Annotated in this window: 18 protein-coding genes and 3 pseudogenes; 9 read left to right on the top strand and 12 right to left on the bottom strand. The window is 59.6% G+C overall.

Features of this window, described 5'->3' with window-relative positions; genetic code table 11:
* Nucleotides 1–46 precede the first annotated feature (46 nt).
* From ASD63_RS11040 to ASD63_RS11030, 3 genes are all read left to right on the top strand, one after another.
* Nucleotides 47–424 carry a transposase gene (locus ASD63_RS11040; protein WP_244497228.1) on the top strand — a complete coding sequence of 126 codons (378 nt, stop codon included), beginning with the start codon at nt 47–49 and terminating at the stop codon, nt 422–424.
* Nucleotides 421–774, top strand: a complete 354-nt coding sequence (gene tnpB, locus ASD63_RS11035; protein WP_060529270.1) for an IS66 family insertion sequence element accessory protein TnpB — start codon at nt 421–423, stop codon at nt 772–774. The genes ASD63_RS11040 and tnpB overlap by 4 nt, the downstream gene beginning before the upstream one ends.
* A gap of 69 nt (nt 775–843) precedes the next feature.
* A complete protein-coding gene (locus tag ASD63_RS11030; RefSeq protein ID WP_060529269.1) occupies nt 844–2421 on the top strand; it encodes an IS66 family transposase in 1578 nt (525 codons plus the stop codon).
* A 311-nt stretch (nt 2422–2732) separates the two neighbouring features.
* Here ASD63_RS11030 and ASD63_RS11025 read toward each other — a convergent pair whose 3' ends face one another.
* The 4 genes and pseudogenes from ASD63_RS11025 to ASD63_RS11010 form a co-directional block, all read right to left on the bottom strand.
* Entirely contained in the window at nt 2733–3173 is a 441-nt protein-coding gene (locus tag ASD63_RS11025) for a lipocalin-like domain-containing protein (protein WP_060520223.1), read from the bottom strand.
* Nucleotides 3174–3208: 35 nt separating this feature from the next.
* Entirely contained in the window at nt 3209–3679 is a 471-nt protein-coding gene (locus tag ASD63_RS11020) for a cyclophilin-like fold protein (RefSeq protein WP_060520222.1), read from the bottom strand.
* Between the two features lie 13 nt (nt 3680–3692).
* Nucleotides 3693–4438 (bottom strand): annotated as a pseudogene (locus tag ASD63_RS11015) (SDR family oxidoreductase).
* A gap of 30 nt (nt 4439–4468) precedes the next feature.
* On the bottom strand, nt 4469–5656 hold the full coding sequence (locus ASD63_RS11010) for an MFS transporter (protein WP_060520220.1): 1188 nt from the start codon (nt 5654–5656) through the stop codon (nt 4469–4471).
* Nucleotides 5657–5752: 96 nt separating this feature from the next.
* Here ASD63_RS11010 and ASD63_RS11005 point away from each other — a divergent pair, with 96 nt between their 5' ends.
* The 3 genes from ASD63_RS11005 (at nt 5753) to ASD63_RS10995 (ending at nt 8438) form a co-directional block, all read left to right on the top strand.
* A complete protein-coding gene (locus ASD63_RS11005) occupies nt 5753–6655 on the top strand; it encodes a LysR family transcriptional regulator (RefSeq protein WP_060520219.1) in 903 nt (300 codons plus the stop codon).
* Between the two features lie 493 nt (nt 6656–7148).
* Nucleotides 7149–7745: a cysteine hydrolase gene (locus ASD63_RS11000; RefSeq protein ID WP_034800483.1), complete on the top strand. Its 597-nt coding sequence runs from the start codon at nt 7149–7151 to the stop codon at nt 7743–7745.
* 75 nt (nt 7746–7820) lie between these two features.
* Nucleotides 7821–8438, top strand: coding sequence for a flavodoxin family protein (locus ASD63_RS10995; RefSeq protein ID WP_060529268.1), 618 nt, complete (start codon nt 7821–7823; stop codon nt 8436–8438).
* Between the two features lie 935 nt (nt 8439–9373).
* Here the strand turns inward: ASD63_RS10995 and ASD63_RS10985 are convergent.
* From ASD63_RS10985 to ASD63_RS10975, 3 genes are all read right to left on the bottom strand, one after another.
* Complete coding sequence (locus ASD63_RS10985) at nt 9374–9901, bottom strand: DUF4142 domain-containing protein (protein ID WP_060529267.1); 528 nt, start codon at nt 9899–9901, stop codon at nt 9374–9376.
* A gap of 135 nt (nt 9902–10036) precedes the next feature.
* Nucleotides 10037–10426, bottom strand: coding sequence for a hypothetical protein (locus ASD63_RS10980; protein ID WP_060529266.1), 390 nt, complete (start codon nt 10424–10426; stop codon nt 10037–10039).
* Between the two features lie 367 nt (nt 10427–10793).
* Nucleotides 10794–10988, bottom strand: coding sequence for a hypothetical protein (locus ASD63_RS10975; RefSeq protein ID WP_029742771.1), 195 nt, complete (start codon nt 10986–10988; stop codon nt 10794–10796).
* A 386-nt stretch (nt 10989–11374) separates the two neighbouring features.
* Here ASD63_RS10975 and ASD63_RS36085 point away from each other — a divergent pair.
* A pseudogene (locus tag ASD63_RS36085) lies at nt 11375–11563 on the top strand (hypothetical protein); the annotation flags it as partial.
* A gap of 225 nt (nt 11564–11788) precedes the next feature.
* Here ASD63_RS36085 and ASD63_RS36750 read toward each other — a convergent pair.
* The 4 genes from ASD63_RS36750 to ASD63_RS10950 form a co-directional block, all read right to left on the bottom strand.
* Nucleotides 11789–11995, bottom strand: coding sequence for a DUF6766 family protein (locus ASD63_RS36750; protein ID WP_320410589.1), 207 nt, complete (start codon nt 11993–11995; stop codon nt 11789–11791).
* 184 nt (nt 11996–12179) lie between these two features.
* The gene (locus ASD63_RS10965) at nt 12180–12434 is read right to left on the bottom strand and encodes a hypothetical protein (protein ID WP_034800476.1); all 255 of its coding nucleotides are present in this window, start codon (nt 12432–12434) and stop codon (nt 12180–12182) included.
* 791 nt (nt 12435–13225) lie between these two features.
* Nucleotides 13226–13468 (bottom strand): hypothetical protein, encoded by a 243-nt coding sequence (locus ASD63_RS10960; RefSeq protein WP_034800474.1) that lies wholly within the window; start codon nt 13466–13468, stop codon nt 13226–13228.
* A gap of 393 nt (nt 13469–13861) precedes the next feature.
* A complete protein-coding gene (locus ASD63_RS10950) occupies nt 13862–14044 on the bottom strand; it encodes a hypothetical protein (protein ID WP_060529264.1) in 183 nt (60 codons plus the stop codon).
* 1181 nt (nt 14045–15225) lie between these two features.
* Here ASD63_RS10950 and ASD63_RS36605 point away from each other — a divergent pair.
* A pseudogene (locus tag ASD63_RS36605) lies at nt 15226–15698 on the top strand (TOBE-like domain-containing protein); the annotation flags it as partial.
* Nucleotides 15699–15811: 113 nt separating this feature from the next.
* Here ASD63_RS36605 and ASD63_RS10945 read toward each other — a convergent pair.
* Complete coding sequence (locus tag ASD63_RS10945) at nt 15812–16015, bottom strand: CsbD family protein (RefSeq protein ID WP_029742764.1); 204 nt, start codon at nt 16013–16015, stop codon at nt 15812–15814.
* Between the two features lie 905 nt (nt 16016–16920).
* Here ASD63_RS10945 and ASD63_RS34075 point away from each other — a divergent pair.
* Nucleotides 16921–17223, top strand: a complete 303-nt coding sequence (locus ASD63_RS34075; protein ID WP_156624136.1) for a DUF982 domain-containing protein — start codon at nt 16921–16923, stop codon at nt 17221–17223.
* Nucleotides 17224–17227 lie beyond the last annotated feature (4 nt).

Below are 17227 nucleotides of genomic sequence, written 5' to 3'. Positions count from 1 at the left end.
ATCGACGTTCCATGGATGACAAAGGAGTTTCTCCATGGAGACTACGTTGGAGGTTCTCACGACGCGGCGGAGCAGACGTGAAGCTCATCGCCAATGGCCTGACGAGATGAAGGCACGGATCGTCTCGGAGAGCTTGCGCCCGGGCGTGACGGTGAACGAAATCGCAGAACGCCACGGTCTGAAGGCCAACCACCTGTCGTCCTGGCGCACGCTGGCGCGGCAGGGCAAGCTGGTTTTGCCTGCGCCGGAGGATACAGTCGAATTCGCGACGATGGTTATCGAGACGCCCGCGCCGGAGCCGCCGACTGCCAAAGCAGTCTCCCGCGCAGAGATTGTCGTCGGTCCGGTCACGATCCGTCTTGAGGAAGGGGCGTCTGCTGCCCGGATCGCTGCCATCGCGCGTGCTTTGGCAGCCACGATATGATCTTTCCATTGAGCCGTGTGCGGATCATGGTGGCTACCAAACCGGTCGACTTCCGGAAGGGTCATAACGGATTGGCGGCGCTTGTGAAGAACGAGCTGCACAAGGACCCGTTCACCGGAACAGTCTTTGTGTTCCGGTCGCGCAAGGCAGACCGGCTGAAGCTGATCTACTGGGACGGCTCAGGTATCGTCCTGGCCTACAAGAGGCTGGAAGAGCACACCTTCACCTGGCCCGGCATCAAGGATGGACTGATGACGTTGACCCACGCCCAATTCGAAGCCCTGTTTGCAGGCCTCGATTGGCGGCGGGTTCATGCTGTCAAGACGAGAACGCCGGAGACTGTCGAATAGCTGCGGCACGATGACTCAGCATCATAGATTCCGAAGGCAAAACGAGCCGGGATTTGGTAGGTTTTGGCCATGCTGGATACCGCCCATCTTCCCGATGATGTCGCTGCCCTGAAGGCGATGCTGATTGCGGCGCAGGCCCGCGAGGCAGGCAAGGATGCCCAGATTGCTCGCAAGGATGAGCGGATCGAACGGCTTGAGAGACTGGTCGCCGCTTTCAAGCAGGCAGCCTTCGGGCGCAAGTCCGAGAAGACCGATCCCGACCAGTTCGATCTGGCGCTGGAAGACCTGGAAACGGCCAGGGCTGCCATCCGTGCCGAGGATGAGGCGGACGTTCCTGCTGGAAACAGGATTGCTGCCAAGCCACGCGCGACCAATCGCGGCTTCTTTCCAAAACATCTTCCCCGTGTCGAGGAGGTGATCGAACCGGAAAGCCTGATCTGTGCCTGCGGTGGTTGCCTGCATTGCATTGGCGAGGATGTCTCAGAGCGACTGGATGTAGTCCCGGCGCAGTTCCGCGTCATTGTCACCCGCCGCCCCAAATATGCGTGCCGTGCCTGCACCGACGGCGTCGTTCAGGCCCCGGCTCCAGCGCGGCTGATCCAGGCAGGACTGCCGACGGAAGTGACCGTCGCCCATGTGCTGGTTTCCAAATATGCCGATCACCTTCCGCTATATCGGCAGGCCCAGATCATGAGCCGCCAAGGCATCGATTTGGATCGCTCAACGCTCGCCGACTGGGTCGGTCGGGCGGCCTACGAGCTTCGCCCGGTCTTCGATGCGCTGATTGCTGACCTGAAGCGCTCGACCAAGCTGTTCATGGACGAGACCCGTGCCCCGGTGCTCGATCCCGGCTCGCGCAAAACCAAGACCGGATGCTTCTGGGCGCTGGCACGAGATGATCGTTCTTGGGGTGGCGGTGCTCCACCAGGTGTGGCCTTCACCTATGCGCCAGGTCGCGGGGGCATTCACGCCGAAAGGATATTGCAGGGCTTCTCCGGCATCCTGCAAGTCGATGGCTATGCCGGATACAACAGGATGATCGCGCCAGACCGTGTCGGTGCGAACATCAGGCTTGCCTATTGTTGGGCCCATGCTCGGCGCAAGCTGGTAGAGATCACCCGCAATGGAACAGCACCGATTGCCGAAGACGGCGTTAAACGGATCGGTGAACTCTATCGGATCGAGACCGAACTGCGTGGCCTTGATCCGGGGGCTCGCCTTGCCGGACGGCAGGAACGTTCAGCGCCGCTGATCGCCGATATGCGGGCCTGGCTCGTCCATCACCGTGCCCGTGTTGCAACGAAGTCCCCACTCGGCGAGGCCTTGGCCTACATCGCCAAATACTGGGATGGCCTGAAGCTGTTCCTCAACGACGGCCGCATCGAGATCGACAACAACAGCGTCGAGCGAACCATCCGTCCCATCGCCCTCAATCGGAAGAACGCACTCTTCGCAGGGCATGACGCTGGAGCAGAGAATTGGGCGACCATCGCCTCTCTCATTGAAACCTGCAAGCTCAATGCCGTCGATCCGCAGGCCTACCTGACCGATACGCTAACCGCTATCGTCAATGGTCACAAGCAGAGCCAGATTGATGGCCTTTTGCCGTGGAATTATCCCGCCATACAATGCAGTTCCCGCCATTGACCGCAGTTTGCCCCATTGCGGTCATCCATCGGGGTTGGCCGCTAGCGCGCTCAAAGAGCAAACCAGCCGATTGAGCAACCTGTCTATTGAATATGTTGGGGCGGATCGCACCGTCGGGATGTCAGATTTTTGCGCATCTTGAACAGGAGCTTTCCGATGTCCATTTATCGCGTATCACCCGTTTCGATGACATCCTGTAGCAAGCTGCATAGCTGGCACGTTCGACGTCATCCGGGTTAACGAAGGAGGCGCTTCCCGTTCGGGTCGAGCGCCTCCTTCCGTTCCAGATTACTCTCAGTGGGCCATTCTCCTCAGAGCCTTTCGTAGGTCACGCGCCAGCCTTCCTTGGGATCGGCGGGCGTGATTGTGAGCTGATCGTTATCGACCTCGAACCTCCGCTCCATGCGCTGACCGATGAGATTTCGGACAAGTGACGATTCCACCATGATGGCAAACCTTTTCTTGGCTTCGTCGACTTCCACCGGGCCGTAGTACGCCTCATATCCGTTCGCCGTATAAGGCGTCGGTTCCGCGGCGGCGTCCGGGTTCATCGCCTGGACGGAGAGCGTTCCGCCTTGCGAGAAGATGACCTGGCCTGAATAGGGGATTTCGGTCTGCTTGCCGTTCGCGTCGGTGACATGTAGCGACGTCATGCGCCACGTCCCCGTTATCGCAGACTTGCTGTCATCGGCGAAGGCGAGAGAGGACGCGGCCAGCGTCAGCGCCATAAGTGTGATCATGAAGTTTTTCATTCGGTTGGTCCTCTTCGGATGGTGGCGTGGATAATTCAAATCCGTTCGATCCGCACGGGGTATGCGCCGCGAACGAGCAGAGGCTCGAAGCCCCCGTCGAAGCGGCCGAGACGGATCAGCCCGTCCCAACGGTAGTCGTCGTAGAACAGGGCGAGATTGCCCCATGTCTTGAAGTAGCAGAGGTCGCCGGGCCGCTCGTTTCCGAACGAGCCGCTGCCTTCCTCGGTTAACTTCCGCGGCAGACGGACGATCTTCTCGTTCCCCCCAAAATCCTCGATCCTGAGGTCCAGAGGAAGCATCGAGGCGAAATCGCGCGCGGATGGATTGTCGTAAAGCGTGGCCGTCAGCGACAGGTCGTTGAAGGTCATTCTGATCTTGACGTCGGTCGGTTCCTGGCTGGCGGGATCGCGGCCGTCCTGCCCACGTACCGCAAAGGGCAAAGTCGCGGCCGCCAGAGCGCCACCTACGATCCCCCGCCGGGTCATAGCCAAGGTGTTCGTCGCCATGATGCGAGTCCTGTTAAACTGGTTGCGCGGTGGGCCGGAACAGGATTTCGTTGATGTCGACGTCGTCTGGCTCGCTTACCGCGAAGGCGACAGTCCGGGCGAAGGTGTCCGCACCCACGGCGATCTTGCTCACGAACTCCTTCGTGCCTGCCTGGATATCCTTCTCGCTGATATGATCGAGAAGCTCGGTGCTGACGGCTCGGGCGAGATGATGGTCGTCCGGATGCTGTAAGGCTTCACCTCCTTGCGCAGCCCTTCGGAGAGTGCGCGGACGGCGAACTTGGTGGCGCAGTAGACAGCGGCACCCGGATCGACGACATGCCCGTAGACCGAGGAAACGTTGATGATGTGTCCGGACTTCCGCGCCTTCATATGCGGCAGCGCCGCGGCGATGCCGTAGAGCACGCCCTTGATGTTGACGTCGATCATGCGGTCCCACTCGTCCACCTTGAGACGTTCGAGCGGGGCAAGCGGCATCAGGCCCGCATTGTTCAGCATGACGTCGATGCGGCCGAATTCGCTCACCGCGGTGTCCACCAGGTTGCTAACCTGCTGCCTGTCCGTGACATCTGTCTGGACCGCCCTGGCCTTGTAGCCCTTTGCGGTGAGTTCGTCGGCCAGTGCATCGATGCGGTCACACCGCCGAGCACCGAGCACCACGGTGGCACCTCGCTCGGCGAGATGGCGTGCCGTAGCTTCTCCCAGTCCACTGCTCGCGCCGGTGATGACGACGACTTTATTTTCGATCCCTTGAGTCATGATGTTCTCCCGTTCGAGATTGTTGAGAGGTCAAACGCGGCGGCCGGCGAGCGCTCCGAACGCGGCCGAGCCTGCAAGAAGGAGGGCGGCCAGAAGGAAAGCGCTCCACCAGCCTGCGATGTCGAAAAGAACGCCGCCTGCAAACGCCCCCCCTGCAATGGCCAACTGGATCAGAGCGACCTGGATACCGCCCGCCGCTTCCAGTTCACCGGGGACTAGCCTCGCCATCCAAGTGTTCCAGGCCACCGGGGTCGGGGTCGAGAAGAATCCCCAGAGCACGAGAAGGACCGCGGTAGCACACAGTGAAGACCCGAAGCCGATCAGCAGGACAGCGATCAGGGCGACCGTGCCCGGCAGACCAATAAGCGCGGCGGTCAGGTGTCGGCGCAGAACGAAGCCAATCAGGGAAGTCCCGGCCAAACCGCCGAGTCCGACACCCAGAAGCATCAGCGAGAGCGTGTTGAGTTCCACCCCGGTGACACCTTCGAGAAACGGACGCAGATAGATCGAAAGCGCGTTCATCCCCATGAAGACGAGACCCGTCGCCGCCATGCCGATCAGGAAGGCGCGGTTGCGCAAGAGCCGCAACATCCGGCCGACCGACACGGTTTCCGTCGCAGGCATCTTCGGCAGAACCGCAAACTGCCAGATCAGGGCGACGAGACCGATCGGAACCGTGATCAGGAAGGTGCCGCGCCAGCCGATCAGCCCGCCGAGAAAGCTGCCGAGAGGAGCCGCGACAACGATGGCGAGCGCGGTGCCGCCTTGGAGCAAAGCGATGGCCTTCGGCAGGTCCGACTTCGATGCCAGACGTGCGAGGATGGCTGTCGACAGCGACCAGAAACCGCCGATCGCGACACCGACAAGAGCCCGACCCGCGAGAAAGACGGCGAAGTTGGGAGCGAGGGCGACTGTCAGACTGGAGAGGACCAGAACCCCGGTGTAGAGCAGAACGACTGCCTTCCTGTCCCATTTCGACAGAAAGCCGTTGCCGAAGAGGCTGGTGATTAAAGCGAAGACGCCCGAGACCGTGATGGCCATCCCGGCCTGTCCTTCCGATACCGATAGTTCTCCGGCGATCGGTGTCAGGAGGCTGACCGGCAGGAACTCCAATCCGACTAGAAGAAAGGTCAGGAGCGACAGGCAGGTCACGGCAGCCCATGGCGTATCTGCGGCTTCCGTCGAGATTATGTCATTCGCTGTCAGTTCAACGACCATTACGGCTCTCCTTTAGGGTCGCCGCAACAAATAGCCAAACGGGGTTAGACAGACTAGAAGGCATAATCTGCATGTCGATGTGAAGGAGATTCAACAATGCGGCGGGACGAGTTCACCGAGATGAGAGCATTCTTGGAAGTTGCCAAGGAGCGGAGCTTCACGCGCGCTGCCGCCAAGCTTGGTCTCACACGCTCGGCCCTCAGTCACACAGTCAGCGCGCTGGAGGAGCGGCTGGGCATCCGGCTTCTTTCCCGCACCACGCGGGACGTGGCCCCCACGGCGGCCGGCGAACGTCTCATGGAGAGCATCCAGCCGCATTTCGAGAGCATCGCCGCAGGGATCGACGCGATCAGCGCATTACGCGACAAGCCGTCCGGCGACGTACGGGTGGTCTGCCCCGACGATGCGGTCGAGCTCGTGTTCCGCCGTCGGCTCTCGGCATTCCTGCGGGACTTCCCAGACGTAACGGTGGAGATTATCGTCGACAATGGCTTCACCAACATTGTTGAGCGGCAGTTCGACGCTGGCGTCCGTCTTGGCGAGGCCGTTGCCCGAGATATGGTGGCGGTGCGCATAGGACCCGACGTGTCGTATTCCGTCGTTGCCTCGCCCGACTATCTGGAGCGGCACGGGCCGCCGTCAATCCCGCAGGACCTGACAGGCCACAACTGCGTCAACCTTCGCCTTCCAACGTCCGGGGGGCTTTATGCCTGGGAATTCGAGCGGGACGGCCGCGAGTTCAGCGTGCGGGTGGAGGGCCAGCTCACCTTGAGCAACATCGCTCCCGCGATAGACGCTGCATTGGACGGCATCGGTCTTGCCTACGTGCCCACGGACCTTGTCTTGCGACATGTCGAGCGTGGGCGGCTGCGGCAGGTGCTTTCGGACTGGTGTCCGACCTTCCAAGGCTACCATCTCTATTATCCAAGCCGGCGCAATCCTTCGCCAGCCTTCTCGGCGTTCGTCGATGCTTTTCGGCATAGACAGCGGAAACCGTGATAGGCCTCACAATCCAAGTTCTCATATTGTCGCTATCCGACCATAGCGCTCTTCTGCGATTGATGCTTGATACCACAGTTCGGTGTTATCCAGCCAATGTGGGATCAGCACATCGCTTACGGTACTACTGCACCTCTTCGCGATTTACGCCTTCCGAATCCAACCGAATCGGAGTGGGCTGCGCGACGTCGCCCATGTACCCATGTGCGACAAGCCAGTCGCGCAACTAGCTCGTGACGAGTGACGCTGTCTGCAAACATTGAGCAGCCCGAGCATGCGCCGTCCGGCCAGTTCTCCAAGTCGGGGAGCGCGATGAAGCGGTGCCTGCCCGCGAACAGGCCGAGCAGCTCCGTTCTTCCGTCAGGAGAGAACGCGCAGCCTGCAAGAAGGTTCTGTGTGCCTTTGGTGATTGGCCTGTGGCAGAAAACTCCGGGCATCCGGGAACCAGTCACGCCGTTCGCGGGTTCGGTTGATCTTGAAGGAGGCACCGGGCATGAAAGCAGTCGGCAAGTGGCGGCATATCTGCGTCGATGCCCAGCGGATGTTTTTGGAGCAGACGCCCTGGCACGTGCCGTGGATGAAAAACGTACTACCGCAACTTGTCGAAATATCGGAACGCCATGCGAGCAACACAATCTTCACCCGATTTATACCACCCCTAAATCCACGCGACGCGGCGGGAAGTTGGAGGGACTACTATCAAAAATGGTGGATGATGACCGGCGAGCACCTGCCTAAAGAAATGCTCGAGCTGCCGCCCTCGTTTCAAAACCTTGTGCCGCCAGCCCGCGTCTTCGACAAAACGACCTATTCGCCCTGGGTTGATGGCCGGTTGTTTTCGCACCTTCGACAAGAAGGCGTGGAAACCCTCGTCGTTACTGGCGGCGAGACGGATATCTGCGTCCTGGCGACCATCCTCGGCGCGATCGATCTCGGGTTTGGCGTCACCGTGCTTTGCGATGCGGTCTATAGCGGCGCCGACGAAACGCACGATGCCGCCATGGATCTGCTCAGCGATCGGTATTCAGTCCAGCTCGAACTCGTGAAGACCGAAGATTTCTTAGCGGCGACGCCTCGCCGTGAAGCGTAACGCAGTCCGGAGCGTCAACGACATCTGGTCGTTTGAACAACCCGGTTACCCGTCCCGAGTGAGAAGGATCCGTCGATGCCTCTGAAAGCGCTTGCCTTAAACTGCACCTTAAAATCCTCCGCAGCCACCGAGGCGTCGTCCACCGATAAACTCCTAAGTCTTATTGCGGCGGAATTCGAGAAGCATCGCGTCGACACTGAGACGATCCGCCTGGCCGATCACAACGTAAAACCAGGCGTGACTTCCGATGAAGGTGAGGGGGATGATTGGCCCGATATACGCAAGAAGATCCTCGATGCCAACATCCTGCTCATCGGCACGCCCATCTGGCTCGGGCAGCCATCGAGTGTGTGCAAGCGTGCCCTGGAGAGGATGGACGCATTCCTTGATGAAACCGACGAAAAAGGGCGCATGGTTTCTTACGGCAAGATTGCCGTCGTTGCTGTCGTCGGCAACGAAGACGGCGCCCATCACGTTTCCGCCGAAGTTTTTCAGGCACTCAACGACGTCGGCTTCACCATTCCGGCAAATGCGGTCGCTTACTGGGTTGGCGAAGCGATGGGCTCTACCAACTTCGTCGATCTGAGAAAGACCCCTGAGCCGGTAAAAACGATGATTGCAATGCTTGCCCGCAATGCATCCCATGTTGCCACCCTGCTGAAGAACTCTGCATATCCGGGTGACGAGAACTAAGGCCCTCCTGCAACCGCCAAAGCAAGCCCCATCGGTACCGGTTGAAGGATCGGGGTTGCAGAGACTTAAGCGCTCCTTCTCAATTTCCCCTGCTACAGGGATTGCGCGCCGCGTTAAAGCGGGTCCAACCCTGCTCGGAGTAAGAGCCCGCGACCGCGCGGATCCGCAACAGATAGGCTGGGTAAACGGTCACGAGGATCATGAAGGGGGCAGCGACGTCTATCGGGCGCCCGCGATCGCGCATGATCTTGACCGACCCCCCGAGCAATGCCTGCGCGGCGGTCGCGCCAAGTGCGACGACCGCATCCGAGCGGACGAGGGCAGCTCGGCGCCGAACCACCAGCAGCAACGTTGGAGTTCGCCTGCATTCGGTCGTGCATGTAGCCTTCGTTTGCCCCGTTGTTCATGCTTGAAATCCTTGACGGCGTTGGTCAGGTAGCAGTCTTGGCGGGATACCGGCCAAGACGCTGAGGACCCGACCGGCCGGAGCGACAAAAGGGTGGCCGGCGAGGTCTTATCCCCCGGCTGTTCCCCGACGAGCACGAGGTCCGCGTCGGGCGGCGCTTCACCAAACACGATTTGGGTTGCGTGCTTGGGGCCGCAGCAGCGGCAGTCCCTGCCTCCTTTAAGACCGCGCGGAGCGACGAGCCAGGGACATGGTCGCCGAAAGCGAAACCGCCCGATCGGCGATCGGTAGCTGGCGCGGTGCGGTTGATGCTTAAGGTCGCCATAACACGAGAAATCCGTCTGAGCCCGGGGGCAACCGGGCGGACGGGATTTGGTTCCACGGCTGCAGGGGCGCGCACCAAACTTGGATGGTTCAAAGCGCAATCTTGTGCCCGGCCATTTAGTTGACCCGGAGGCTCGCACTGCGATCCTCGTCACATCGAGCGTCATCTCGGATAGTCCCGGCCGTGCCCTCGAACGCCATTGCGCTATTTGAAAAGGTTCTCCGCCATTTCCAGATGGTGCTCCAGGGCCGGAAGCGTTTTTGCAGCCCAAGCCTTCAACTCCGCGTTTTCTCCGCCTTCGCTGTAGCGCTTGAACAGGTCCACCGCATCTTCATGCGCTTCCTGCTGATCGGAACGGTACTGTTTCCCAAAGTCTTCGCCCTTGAGATCGTTCAGCTTGGCGAGCATCTCCTTTTGAGCGGTCGTCATGGTCTTCGGCAGGGTCGCCTTGACCTTGCCACTGGAGACGAGGCCACTGAGGTCAGCAGTCGTCTTTTCGTGGTCTTGGACCATTTTCTGAGCGAAGACCTTCGTTGCGGCATCGCCCTTTTCCAAAGCAAGCCTGCTGGACTGAACTTCGAACAGATCGCTTGTCGCCGCTTCCTGGACGAAATCCTGTGTTTTAGGTGCAGCGCCGATCAGCGAGTTTATGCCGGATTTTTCCATTGCGGACTGGGCGAGGGCCGAACCGGCCAGAGTGAGCACGAGTGAAGCAAGAACGAGCTTTTTCATGATAGGTCTCCTGTCGGCAGGTCCAACTGCCAAGTGGAAAGAGTTACGCCGCATGCGGGAACCGGGGTGCAGCCGAGCGCCCGCTGGCAACGCGCTGGCGATCGAGCAAACAAGACGTGCGCGCGGGCCGCGTGTCTAGCTTTCGTTCTTCGAGGGATCGGAGCGTCCGGTCGGAATAGAGCTGGTGGTCGCGGCAACCGGGTCGCTTGCGGGAAACGAACTCTCGAGACCTTCGTCGAGCTGTTCTTCCAGAGTGCCGGTATCCTTTGCGCTGCGCGCGCTTCTCAAAGACTCCACCGCCGGCGATCCCGTTTCATCGCCACCGGCTATTTCGCGGTCATCCCCCTCTTCGAACGCGGCTACTTGCACCATCATAGCTTTGGCCTTGGTCACGGCCGCATCGACGCCAAGGTCTCCGCCAGTGCTTTGTAGGCGAACGGAAATCACATCTCCGCCTTCTGCAACCCATTCGACGGTCATCACGCCTCCGGGATCTGTGAGCACCTGTTGTGCGATGATGTTCATGGTTCATGTCTCCTGTCTCGTTGGTACACGCCAACGCAAAACACGGTGCGGCGACCGGTGGTTCCGAAGATTGTCAACGCTTTCATGCAAAAAGGACCGCCCGCCGAGTATGGCGGACGGTCATCATGCTAAACCAGGATGAGCCAGCCCGTCCGGTTAGCGAGTGGACAAATCGGCACTCGGGACCTCGCCTGGAACCGGGCAGACAGTCCGCATTTCGTCCTCAGTCTCCAGACGCACTTCCGCGTTTCGGTCATCTGATCCCGGGAAGGGTTCGAGGCACTGTAACCTGCCGACTTCCCGAAACCTCTGGGTTCGGTCGACGTCATTGAGTCGTGCACGTCCTTGGCCGCCTTTCCATGGAACCTCAGCTCTTGCGGTCGGTGCCGCGACCGCCGCCCGTGGTGCCAGCGCCACTCTTAGCCCCGCCCGAACCGGCACTCTTGCCAGCCCCGGTTTCGCGACCGCCGGATTGTCGCTGCTTGTCGTCGTTCTTATGGCTTTGTTCGCCAGCCTTGCGATGCTGTTCGCTGCTGCCGCCCTGGCTGCGTTGATTTGCCATTGTCGTTCTCCTCGGTTGGTGCCCGCCGTAGAGTCGGCGGGCACCAACCGAAGCGTGGGGGATCGATATGGTTCCCCGCCAAGCAAAAAATCGCACCCCCGACCTTGGGTTTCGAACCCGCATACGTGCAGCGCGCCGTTGCCTGTGCGGATGCACCCCGATGGGAACTTCAACGCGCATCGCCGGTTCGGCCTTTCAAAAAGGAGGCAGACATGTCGAGTAACAAACCGAACGATGGCGCGCCGGGCACCGCTGACCAGCCACCGCGATGGGAAGGGCCCGAGAAAACGAGGCCGGATGATCCCGAAAAGGATCGGGATGCGGCCGGCGAAAACAATCGGGAACCCGCGAGAAATCGCCCTTCTGACGCGACCAAGACCAGGGACGACGCGAAGGGCCAGTTTGCGGAGCCCCAAGGCAACCGCAAGAGCACGGGAGTATCGAGTGCCAAGCCGACCGTGATCACCGGGTCTGAGGATATGTCGGGTCACCGCAGTCCGCCAGGAGGTAGGGAACCTCCGAAAGACTGGGACGTGGGTTTCGATCAGGCCGCACCGGACCGATCGAAAGAATAGTTCGCTCGGCGAGTGGGCGCCGGTTGGGGCGGTCGCGGAAACGACCGTCGCACCCGCGAGATTCTCCAAGACGAACATCCCGGCGGATCAAGCAACGAAGCTCAAGAACATGCGTCAACTGCCGCAACAACCACGAGAATGTTCCTAACGCGTTGGTTGAGTTCGGAAATCAGAACCCGCTCCCGCGCCTCTCAGCGAGCAGCGTCGATGTCCTCTCCGGCCACGCTATAGGGTGCCTGCCCTCCGGTCGCGGGCCAGTTGAAGTGCGCGGGCTCGCCGCTGTCGAATACGCCCTGGTAGCCATCTCCAAGGTGTCCTTATGCCCCATTGCGGGGGGCAGAAAGAGGAACCACGGACCCTAGGGAAGATCGAGAGAGTAACGAGAACGGCGGTCGATAGAAATGCACTTTGCCAGTTCTGAAGGACGCGAATCAGAACTGAGAGCTGGCGAGGTGATCGGTCACTGAAACAGATGGCGCTAAGGAGGGCTATCGCCTTTCAAGTGGCGCGAGAGAAATTGATTCCGACCGTAACATCGTTCCTCAAGCGGCGATGGCATTCGGTGTGAGCTTCGCTGAGCAGGCGTATCATGTTTGGGAATGCAATTTGCGTCTGACTACCAGCTCTCCTCGTGAAGCCGGTCAAGCACGACGACGACCTCAGCCTGTAAATCCAGGCAAAGCTGCTGAAAATCATGGATTCGCTCCTCCCGTCGGGGCGTCTCTCGCTGAAGAGCATCGAGTGTATTTGCCGCCAACGCATATTTTTCGAAGAGGTCGTACAAACCATGATCTTTGACTGAACGCAATCGTTCGCGATGAGCGGGCAGAGCCATTGCCAAGCGCGCCCGTCCGAGGTGAACTAAACCCATGTAGCCTCCAGATTACTCATGTGAGGGGCCACGAACACGGGATATTTCACCCAGCCCACGACGAGACAAGAACTCCGATTGTCGCGTATCCCGCTTTGTGAACCAGAGAGCGCACTCCAGGAGGCAAGCCTCGTCGGTATGGCCGACACGGAACTCGTCAATCAGGAATCTTGCCAGTTGATTGCCTCGCTTGGAAAGTTTGGGAAATCCCGCTAAAAAGCAGGTCCTCTCAAATACTCGATGCAGCATTTCTACGTCTTTAGGACCGAGAGCGCAGTTGAGATCATCCGAGTGAAAGTACATTTGGGACCTCCCATGAAGGGCGGCGAAGCGTTCGTGGTATTCGCGTCCAGAAAACGTCGGCAGGGCTTGCCTGGTTCCACCGGGGAAATACCCAATTCGGGCTATTCGGGCTATTCGGGCTATTCGGGCACGTGATGAAGGGGATTCTGGAGGGAGGTCGAGGGCGGGCAGTTGAGGACTATGGCGCCAGGGCTAAGGGCGACCAGCCAACTTCCAAGGCGATCAAGACCCAGAGGCGTGCAGCCTAAACCGTTCCCATATGGCGCTCTCCCAATGGTAGCTCAAGAAGAAACTTTCCATGTCGGCGGAGCATGCACTTCCATTCGGGTGAATTGTCGCCCCGCCCTCCATCTGTAGCTTTTGAAGCGTGCTCCATCCGTTCAGACGAGCCGCTTGCACCAGCGTGCTTTGGCCTCTGCCGATCCCGGCAGAGGCTTTTATTCTACCCGTAGCCTCGGCACTGTGTCTGCCCGCGGGGGTTTGCGAAACTAGTGACGGGTGATTTCGGACGCAAGCTCAAGGAACCGGCCAATCGACCAAAGGTAGGCGACGATCTCCCACCTCAGGGCGTCGCGATTGCCGTACTTCTCTACTATTCGGTCAAGCTTTTCCTTAGTTGCAGTCTGCTCCTCAATTTCGCTAATCACGTAGCTGTCATGCCCCACGGCGCAGATGTCGCAGCCTGCCTCGATGACGTCGTCGACGAAGGCCGGGATTTCACCGGGGTCCATCTGTCGAGCCGCTCCTCCATTGAGGCCGTGAAGCCCTACTGCGACCCACTTCGCTATCAGGCGCAAAACTGTCTCCGCCGTTGTCGGGGATACTGGGATAACGCTTGCGCTTGGCCATGCTCATGGAAATAGTAGCTCATCGGTTAGCGTGAGTAGGCGACGACTCTGCCTTGTCGGCCTAGATCTGTTGGCGTTCGGCAATCTGCTCTTTACGGGCCGGGTATTCCCGCAGAAGCTCGCGTTGAGGAGACGATCGCGTAAGCCTCGAAGAGATCGAGTAGGCAGCGCTCTCTGGCTTGGCGTCGCTGAGGGCGATATCGTGGCAGAGCATTTCAAGGCGGGTTCGCCCTAAGTGCATCAGTCTCATGGCTGTTTTCCTGTTTCAGTCGAAAACTACTTCGGGGATGCCAAAGGTGTCGGAAGGACGATGGCGACGGATTGTTGAGGTTCGTGCGATAGCGCGCTGTTCACGACGAGGTATCCGCCGATGACGAGCATCGCCAAGAGCATCGCGCCGATAAGAAACCCTGTCGAGAATTTTTTCGGTGGCCCGCCGTAGCGGTATTGTTCGTACATAGTCCATTCCTCCGGTCGGCAACGACACCAGAGCGAACCGAAGGGACGGGCAGGCTGCCCTGGTGTCGTTGTCGGCCTATGCCGAATAGTTCGCCATAGGCTGAGGTGAGAAATAGCGTATCAGGGTCAGTTCTCCACGGGATTAGGACCATTGCGCCGGGGTTATGGGACTGAAGTCCCATGGTGGAACCGTTGGCGCTTTCCTAAGTTCTAACGTGTTGCTCGACCGCCGCTTGGTGATCGAAAGCGCCTCTAGGCCCCACCTTCAACCTCAACTCCGCAGATGGGGCCTATCGAGCGCGGTTTGCCTGCGGACCGTTCAACAGAAGCGTCAGATGTTTTACCTCACGGCCCCAGCGATGGGGCTGTCTTTTTCAATGAACGCACGCAGAAGCGACTAAATAGGAAAAGGCCCCTTCCGTCGACAGAGCCAACAGGCTGTGTTTGCAACGGGGTCCACTCCCACGGCGCCGCGCTCAATGCATTCGCCGCTAAATCGGGCGCCTTCGTCCACCCACGACGATAATCCTCATCGGCAACCTCCAACCAGCTGCGCGGGCCCCGTCGTGGAAATGGCCGCGGCGACTAGGGATCATAAAAGAAATGGCCCCGTCGGGACGAGGCCAGAGGCACTTATAGAGAGAGTACTTCACTTCCGGGCGGATTGTGAAGGTGTCACCTGATCGGGGGCTCAGGGTCTCACGAAGCCAGAAACGTCGAGACTTCGTATCGGTTCCATTACACCGTAAGAAATGTCCAGGCGGCGCGCTGGCGCCTGGGGCTCGTCCGTCGGGCACCTGGTGGGCCAAAGCCATCGCAGGTCCGGGAATCCCCTGTCGATCAATTCGTAAAGAAGTGGCCCCGTCGGGCGCGACGAGGCGAGGGGCTACTTCGGGGGACACTTGGCATCAAGACAAGCGAAAAAACGCACGGGGCTGAACAGGTTCCTGTCGGCAGGGAGCGAACACAAAAAATGGCCCCGAAAGTCGATAACGGGGCCAAGCGAGCGTGTACCTGGCAGGCTCCGCACGCCTTCGCGTCGGAGCCCGGTCGATGATCCGGTCGGGGATCGTCGGCAAATCACAAACGGCCATCGATCCGAAAAGTTCCCTATGCGTCCGCACCGCGTCGGCGTGCTCCAGCCACATGGCACTCTCGAACAGTGCACCCTCGTCGCGTACATCCACGATCGAACTGGATACACGACTATTTTTGTCACGCACGACCAGGGGGAGGCGCTTGAGCTAGCCGACCGTATTGTCGTGCTGAACAACGGCTCAATCGAGCAGACGGGGCACGCCGGACGAGATCTACGATCACCCGTCTCAGTTCGTTTATGGGTTCATTGGCCAGTCGAACTGCCTAAGCGTCAGCGTTTCCGGCCGCGAGATCTGGCTTGAGGGCCGATCTACGGGCCTACCGACAACTGAGCACGATGGTCAGGCGGCCCTCTACTTTCGGCCCACGTTATACAACTCGTCATGGGCTCCGAACACGGTCTTGTGGGGTCAATCACGGAAGCCGGCGCGTGGCAGGCACTCGGCATCTTGAGGTGAGGTTGGAGAAATCCGCTTCAGTTGTGGAGCTCGAACTGCCGCCCGATCGAGTACTCTTTCCCCGCGAGAGTCGTATCGCACCGCGCGAATTTATCTGAGGCAAGTTTTCCCGACCGGTAGTTGGAGGTCAGTTTAGCGGCCCGACGCGCCGTAGCCGCCGGGCCGCTTAGGGAACAACAGATGCTCCGCCTGGGGCGGGGCGCTCTGAAGATTACCAGGTTTGCCGGCCGAACCAGTCATCCACGTCTTGTCGTGCCCGATCTTTTTCGAGGCCATACCGTTCCTGAATCTTGCCTTCGAGCTGATCGCGTTTGCCAGCGATTTGGTCCAAGTCGTCGTCGGTCAATTTGCCCCACTGTTCCTTGATCTGTCCCTTGAATTGCTTCCAGTTACCTTCAACACGGTCCCAATCCATGTCATTTCCTCCTGTGAATTGTGGATAGCAGCTAAACGCCTTGGCTACGCATTTGTTCAAATCTGCCTGCGGCGATGGTTCCGGGGACAACGGTGCGACGACTCCACAGGCGATCCAGCCGATCCCGCCACGGGAAGAGTTTGCCCGTCGACGATCCCGCGCCCGTAGCTTTATGGCCTCAGCGGAGAGCAAAGCAGTGCTAAAGATACGCGGCGCCAACTGGACGCCGGCGAAATCCCGGCATTCGTCACTCGGGGGATAGAAGCAGGCTGCGACATCAGCGCGGTGGGCCACCTGAGCTATGGGATTGGCGAGGCCGAGGAGCAGGGTTACACGACGAAGCTCGACCAGATGGGAGAGACCGCGACCCGATTAGACTGCAGATCGTCGGGCTAATCTCTGGTCGATCGCGCGAAACGTGGAGGTTCCCTCCGAAGCAGTAAGTCAGTGATGTTACCGGCGGAGCCTCGCTCCATTGTCTGCCGGCCGACGATTCCAGCGAAACCGGTACCGACACCATGTCTAGACGCCGATCCCGACCTGTTCCTCTTCCCGGTGCTTGAGCTTCTGCGAACAGTCTGCGATGTTGGTTTCGGTTTTGTGCGCCAAGGATCCCTCATGATGTTGGAATGCCTTACCGAGGTCGGGGGTGACAACGTCCTGACGCGTTGGAAGACGCCGCGTGAAAGTGCGGGGGCCTAGCTTCACGACCCCATCAACAATTTCCGAACAGGCGCCCATGGCAAGAAACTCATTCGTAAGGGGCCTTGCGGGGGCACCCATCGACAACGGGAAGAAGGCAGACCGGCGATAAAAGGGGGGCGGATCCGTGCCCAACCTCGTTGCTCGAACTGGGAACACATTCCTGTTTTTCCGGTTTGACGGTGTTCGAGAAGGAGAACGCCATGGCAGAGGATCGGTGGGAACGCGAGGAACGCTACGGACGCGATCTAGAGAAAGCAAAACAACCGGCGCCCTGGAACGAAAGCGTTGTGATAAGCCTGCCCAATGCGGATCACGAGGTGTTGGTTGGATCAGCCAGTGAAGCGGTAGCGGTTTTGCGAAACACTTGGTCTGGATACAGATCCAGTCCGGCATATCAGGCTGCATTGACCACCTGTCTCGAAGCCATGAATGGTCACTTGCCTGGTTACATGGCCCGATTGGCCTTTGAAGAAGCTGCCCGTGAAGCAGGAGTCCTGCGCTGAGGCT

Origin of the sequence: Ensifer sp. Root558 (assembly GCF_001427045.1) — a bacterium.
In the GTDB taxonomy this organism is placed as follows: domain Bacteria; phylum Pseudomonadota; class Alphaproteobacteria; order Rhizobiales; family Rhizobiaceae; genus Ensifer; species Ensifer adhaerens.
Note: the sequence above shows the minus strand (reverse complement) of the source record. Positions and strands in the feature narration are given on the sequence as shown.